This is a genomic window from Lysinibacillus sp., from assembly GCF_032093475.1.
GTDB classification, from domain to species: Bacteria; Bacillota; Bacilli; order Bacillales_A; family Planococcaceae; genus Lysinibacillus; species Lysinibacillus irui.
The window spans coordinates 11,408-16,533 of the sequence record NZ_DAMDAY010000104.1 but is presented as its reverse complement, the minus strand read 5'-3'; the positions used below and the strand labels follow the sequence as shown (position 1 = coordinate 16,533).

The 5,126-nt window shown below is 37.1% G+C and carries 6 protein-coding genes; 3 read left to right on the top strand and 3 right to left on the bottom strand.

Features of this window, described 5'->3' with window-relative positions:
- Nucleotides 1-76: 76 nt before the first annotated feature.
- Nucleotides 77-496, bottom strand: coding sequence for an SRPBCC family protein (locus RT445_RS18325; protein WP_274793489.1), 420 nt, complete (start codon nt 494-496; stop codon nt 77-79).
- Between the two features lie 139 nt (nt 497-635).
- Here RT445_RS18325 and RT445_RS18320 point away from each other — a divergent pair, with 139 nt between their 5' ends.
- Entirely contained in the window at nt 636-1,034 is a 399-nt protein-coding gene (locus tag RT445_RS18320; RefSeq protein WP_274793490.1) for a hypothetical protein, read from the top strand.
- A 45-nt stretch (nt 1,035-1,079) separates the two neighbouring features.
- Here the strand turns inward: RT445_RS18320 and RT445_RS18315 are convergent, their stop codons facing one another.
- Nucleotides 1,080-2,840, bottom strand: a complete 1,761-nt coding sequence (locus RT445_RS18315) for an ABC transporter ATP-binding protein (protein WP_274793491.1) — start codon at nt 2,838-2,840, stop codon at nt 1,080-1,082.
- A gap of 418 nt (nt 2,841-3,258) precedes the next feature.
- On the opposite strand from RT445_RS18315, the gene RT445_RS18310 reads away from it, so the two are divergent.
- Nucleotides 3,259-4,020, top strand: coding sequence for a TerC family protein (locus RT445_RS18310; RefSeq protein ID WP_274793492.1), 762 nt, complete (start codon nt 3,259-3,261; stop codon nt 4,018-4,020).
- A gap of 203 nt (nt 4,021-4,223) precedes the next feature.
- A complete protein-coding gene (locus RT445_RS18305) occupies nt 4,224-4,733 on the top strand; it encodes a ferritin (RefSeq protein WP_274793493.1) in 510 nt (169 codons plus the stop codon).
- A gap of 45 nt (nt 4,734-4,778) precedes the next feature.
- On the opposite strand, the gene RT445_RS18300 is transcribed toward RT445_RS18305, so the two are convergent.
- The coding region (locus RT445_RS18300) for a hypothetical protein (RefSeq protein ID WP_313471184.1) at nt 4,779-5,126 on the bottom strand (348 nt) is incomplete at its 5' end.

The following is a 5,126-nucleotide window of genomic DNA, read 5'->3' as shown; positions in this document are numbered from 1 at the left end:
CTCAGGTCTTAGAAGTAGCTTAACTAAATATGTCTAACTTTTTTGGGTCAGATCAAAAAGTAGGGATGCTTTTTTCTCAAATAGTATGTGCCCTTGCTTTAATACTGTCCAGTACACTTTCCCAATATTGCTTCATTTCTTCTCGCACTGTCTGATCAGAAAGATGTTCTTGGTGAAAACTAATCGTAGTTTTATTACTTTCTTTTGGTAGAATACGAATTTGAACGGTGGATGGTCTTGACCAACCTTCCTTTTGCCAAGTAAGTCGAAGCTGCTCTAACGGTTTAACAATTCTAATTTCCCCTGCCCCGATTTTAGAGTGATACTTCTGCCCAGGCTCCAAATGAAGAGTAGCACCATCCCCTACCCATGAATGTAAACCTTCCTTAGCAATGATTAATGCCCAAGCTTGCTCCTGTGAAAAAGGAAAAGTCCTTCTAACACCTATTTGAAAGCCTACACTTTTCGTTTGACCAATGATTTTCTCGTTATCCATTGCTTCACCTCAACCTTTTATGAAAGATTTAGTCACTGTCGTTTAAAAATTATTCCTTATTCAAAATTTATCATAAAATCTATCCAATATCATCTTGTGCTTTTATCTAGGTGGTAGAATTAAACTTGGGGGTGGTTGAATGAAAAAACAAGTGTTTGGGGTAATAGTCGGAATTTTATTTCTACTTTCTGCTTGTTCTCATGGAAAGACACAAACACTAGAAAAATTTTATCAAGATGCTCAAATTGAACAGGTGGATAAAGTAATTATTCAAGATGGTTCAACTGGCTATTACAAAACAATTACAAAGCAAGAACAAACCAATGATTTTTTAAATCTAATTAAAGATGTAGAATTTACGCCACAAACCAATCAAGAAGAGCGTTCTGGATGGCGATATGGCATTAAACTTTTAGATGGCAAAAAAGAATTTTCCTTTACATTAAATGAAATTGATGATATCTATTACGATTCAACCCCAGATATTCATCCTATTGTAGAGAGTTATTACAAACAGTTAGATGATGTAGAAGAATAGACAAAAAAAGGGAGATGATCAATATCATTCTCCCTTTTCCTTAACTTACGTTAGTTCAACAAAATCCTTGTGCATGCTTTGTTCTGTTTGTCCTTTCCGGAATTGAATATGATGGAGCTTAGCAAAGATTCCATCTTGTGCAACTAGCTCATCATAAGTACCGTCTTCTTCAATGCCGTTCGGTGTGACAACTAATACTCGATCTGCATTGCGAATGGTTGCCAATCGGTGGGCAATAACTAACGTTGTTCGATTTTCAGCAAGCTCGGTTAAAGACTGCTGGATAATCATCTCTGTTTCCGTATCTAATGCAGAGGTTGCTTCGTCTAAAATTAAGATTGGTGGGTTCTTCAAGAACATACGAGCAATAGCTAGACGTTGTTTTTGGCCACCTGATAATTTTAAGCCTCGTTCCCCAATTTGGGTATTATAGCCCTCTGGCAGTTCTGCGATAAATGCCTCTAAATGAGCCTTTTTCGCTGCCTCTCGAATTTCTGCTTCACTAGCATCTAGTTTTCCATAGGCAATGTTTTCACGAATGGTCCCTGTAAATAAAAAGACATCCTGCTGTACGATACCAATTTGTGCACGTAATGAAGCCTGTGTCATATTGCGTATATCGATACCGTCAATCGTAATCGCACCTTTAGAGACCTCATAAAATCTAGGAATTAACGAACAAATCGTCGTTTTACCGGCTCCTGATGGTCCTACAAAGGCAATGGTTTGTCCAGCTTTTACATCAAATGATATATCCTTTAAAACTTGTTTGGATGAGTCGTAATTAAAGTGCACTTTGTTGAACGCAATATCACCATCTAAATGTTTGATGACCTTCGCATCCTCACGATCTTGAATCTCAGGATCCTGCTCAATTAATTCACGGAATCGCTTAAAGCCAGCCATCCCTTTTGGATAAAGCTCTAATAATGCACTAATTTTATCAATTGGTTTGATAAGTACATTTGTATATAAGACAAAGCTCACGAGCTCCCCATAAGATAGCTTGCCATTAAAGCTTAGCCAAGCACCGACAACTAGCACCACTAATGTTAAAAGGCGAGTCATCATATATATGCTGGAGTGTGTTCCGGCCATAATTTTATAAGCATACAATTTTGCCGAGCGGAAGAATCCATTTTGCTCTTTAAATCGGCTAATTTCAAAATCTTCGTTTGTAAAGGATTTCACAACGCGCACTCCAGATACACTATCCTCTACACGCCCGTTGACATCAGCAATTTTACCGTACATCGTCTTCCAAGCATTATTCATTTTAATATTACTAAAAGTCACAAGCCATGTTAAAAATGGCACCATAATCGCTGCAATTAAAGCGAGTGTCGGATTCACATTGAACATAATAGCAAAGGCCCCAACAAAGGTCATAATGGCAATAAATAAATCCTCTGGTCCATGATGGGCAAACTCACCAATATCAAATAAATCATTCGTAATGCGGCTCATTATATGCCCTGTTTTGGTATTATCGAAGAAACGGAATGATTGTCTTTGGACATGTGTAAATAATTCCTGTCGCATATCAGTCTCAATATTAATGCCGAGTTTATGTCCTAAATAGTTGACAATAAAGTTAAGTAAAGTACTAATTGCATAAACAAGCAGCAATAAAATACTTACTTTCACAATCATGTTCCAATCGCCTGTTGGTAACAGTTCATCGATAAACCACTGAACGGCAAGTGGAAAAGCTAGCTCTAAAATGGCTACAATGATAGCACTCGAAAAATCGATGACAAACAAACGTTTATGTGGTTTATAGTAGGAAAAAAATTTTCTATACATGTTTGTCTCCTTTCTAAGTTGTAAAATTTTCGCCTATCTTTTAATAGTACCATTTGTGCAAACATAACGGAAAAGTATTTTTTCTCCATAGCAGTATATTTTTATTTACTTTCATTTTTCCGCATGCTATTATTTATGTAAGAACTGAATAGCTTTTGACTTTATTGTCAAAGGGGAGTAGCTAGCAGATGCGATCGATGCATCTGATTTCACATTCGTCATTACATGGTATCTACCATCGGGTGTGATGGCATTTCTTGTCACACAGAATACATTCTGTGCAACGAACAGTTAATTGCTTAGCAAGACCTTTGCCTATTTTTTAGGCAGGGGTCTTTTTCTTTTGCTTAAAATTAGGAAAGAATAAGTTAGAAGCACGCCATTCATTTCTGTTCAAAATTTAAAGGAGGAAATACATTTGGAGGCAATATTTTTAGAATACGCATGGGTACTCATCGTATTAATCGTACTAGAAGGTTTATTAGCAGCTGACAATGCAGTGGTGATGGCTGTTATGGTTAAGCATTTACCAAAAGGACAGCAACAAAAAGCTTTATTATACGGTTTGGTTGGGGCATTTATCTTCCGTTTTGCCGCACTATTCCTTATCACGACACTCGTAAATTTTTGGCAAATTCAAGCGATCGGTGCTGCCTATCTATTGTTTATGTCGATTAAGCATATTTATGATTCACGGAAGGCTTCGCAAAACCCCGAAGAAGTGCAGGAGCCTAAAAAGAAATCTGGCTTCTGGATGACGGTTGTCAAGGTCGAGCTTGCTGATATCGCGTTCGCAGTCGATTCAATTTTAGCAGCCGTGGCCATCGCCGTAACATTACCACATATCGGTGATTTTGATATCGGTGGCATTAATGCTGGTCAGTTTGCTGTCATGTTCTTAGGTGGTATTATTGGTGTCATTATGATGCGTTTTGCCGCTCGATGGTTTGTTAAAATTCTTGATAAATTCCCTTCACTTGAAACTGCAGCATTCCTAATTGTAGGCTGGGTTGGTGTAAAATTAGCTGTTTTAACATTAGCACATGAAAAACTGGGCGTTATTCCACACGAATTCCCACATTCGACTGTATGGAAAGCTACTTTCTGGATTGTCTTAGTCGCTATCGCACTTGGTGGTTACTTAGTCGGTGTCAAAAATCAAAAACAACAAGAACAATAAAGTTGAAAAAATCGCTAAGACTTATGTCGAAGCGATTTTTTCATTTTTCCCTGAATAGTCATTTGGAATAAATTTTCTAATTGAGAACGAATATCAATTAATTTTTGCATAAATTTCCACGAAAAATAAATTTTTTGTATGTTCCTCTTCCTACACTGTATACTAGTAAAGAAGTCATTTACTGCAAAAGGAGGAAAACCTTTATGTTATCTGAAAAACTACACACAGCTCTTAACGAACAAATGAATTTTGAATTTTACTCTGCACATGCCTACATGGCAATGGCAGCCTATTGCACTGATCAAGATTATGATGGCTTCGCTAACTTCTTTTTAGTACAAGCAGAAGAAGAACGTTTCCATGCCATGAAATTTTATAATTTCTTAAGTGATATGGGTTACCGCGCAACGATTCATGGCTTTGATAGCCCAGACAATCATTTTGAATCGATTTTAGATGCCTTTAAAACGGCCCTTTCTCATGAAAAAGAAGTGACACGTCGTATTTATAATCTATCAGATATCGCTTTAGATGAACGCGAGCATGCAACAATGGCCTTTTTAAAATGGTTCATTGACGAGCAGGTGGAAGAAGAATCTACATTTGATACATTAATTCGTAAATTCGAACGTATCGAAAATGACTCAAACGCCATCTTTATGCTTGATGCTGAATTGGCTACCCGTACTTTTACACCAGATGCGGAAGCGTAACATGTGATTTTAAAAAAATCTGCCATCCACGGCAGATTTTTTTTGTTAATTCAATGGAAGATCTATTATTTCTGTTCCCTCTAGGTAATTTTCATAATAATTAAAGTAAATCCGTACTGGGTTCACAATACCCTTTAAATCATAGCTTTCATTCTGGACAATTTGATTCTCTTTCGGACCAGAATGACTAGAGCCATTACTATAAAGTTCAGTGCCTTGAGCATCGACTGCTCTTCCTAGAAATGCACTTAATTTATCTTGAGAGTGCTTTGGTGCATGTAAGGTTACCATCTGATCATTCACTTGTATAGCTAGCCCTGCTAGTGGTGGCTTTGCTAACACCTTATTTTTATTAAAATCTACCTCTATATAATCCTGACCTACTGGTAGGGC

What these genes read in the sequence shown, in the direction of transcription:
- RT445_RS18305 (WP_274793493.1), top strand. Translation starts at nt 4,224, where the DNA reads ATGTTATCTGAAAAACTACACACAGCTCTTAACGAACAAATGAATTTT.
- RT445_RS18315 (WP_274793491.1), bottom strand. Translation starts at nt 2,840, where the DNA reads ATGTATAGAAAATTTTTTTCCTACTATAAACCACATAAACGTTTGTTT.
- RT445_RS18320 (WP_274793490.1), top strand. Translation starts at nt 636, where the DNA reads ATGAAAAAACAAGTGTTTGGGGTAATAGTCGGAATTTTATTTCTACTT.
- RT445_RS18325 (WP_274793489.1), bottom strand. Translation starts at nt 496, where the DNA reads ATGGATAACGAGAAAATCATTGGTCAAACGAAAAGTGTAGGCTTTCAA.